At 46.5% G+C, this 766-nt stretch carries 1 protein-coding gene; it reads right to left on the reverse strand.

What is annotated here, in order from left to right:
- Positions 1-766: glycosyltransferase (locus LZD49_RS35400; protein ID WP_234673387.1), on the reverse strand; the 766-nt coding region annotated here is incomplete at both ends.

Genomic DNA, 766 nt, shown 5'->3' on the forward strand with positions numbered 1-766 from the left:
GTAACCCCGCTGCGAGCGCCTCGAGAATGCTCCTGGGGATGCCTTCGCGGTAATAGCTAGGCAGGATAAATACATCGGAATTTTGCAAATGCTCCCTGATGTTATCCTGCCGACCAAGAAACCGGATGCACGGATTTGTGCTATATCCAGTAATATAGTCGTTTGTGACGCCCCGCGGATTTTTATTGTCCGGCTCGCCGATGATCCTGAGTTCCGTTTTTTTCCGTACTTCGTCGGGCAATGATTCAAAAGCTTCTACAAGCTCCCTGATACCTTTTTCCCATATCAGCCTCGTTGTGCAAAGAAAAACCATTTTTTCAGATGAACCGCTGATCTTGTCGAGGACGTCGGTGGAGGGGCAAAATTTTGTGATATTGACGCCGCTGCCCTTTACCACCTTAATTTTTTTCCTGAAATACTGTTTGAAGAAAAAATCGTTGTAATCGTCTGGGTTTTGGATGATTACCAGGTTGGCGCGAAGGAATTGCATCAGAAACAATACCTGCTGGATAAATTTGAGTATCCTGAACTTGACGGTCGTGTTTGCGAATGCGATCCCCAGGCCGGCAATGTGCAGGACGACCTTCTTCCCGGTAAATATATTCGCGCAGGAGTTGATAAGATTAGGTACGAACTTGAAAGAGTGTACGATATTCACATCATTCTCGCGCGCAAATTTTCGGATCTCAAGGACGGATTTGAGCAGGTTCAGCGGATTTTTACTATCGCGCTCGATACTTGAATGCTGCACGTGAAATCCTTCCTG

Source organism: Dyadobacter sp. CY261 (assembly GCF_021440085.1).
In the GTDB taxonomy this organism is placed as follows: Bacteria; Bacteroidota; Bacteroidia; order Cytophagales; family Spirosomataceae; genus Dyadobacter.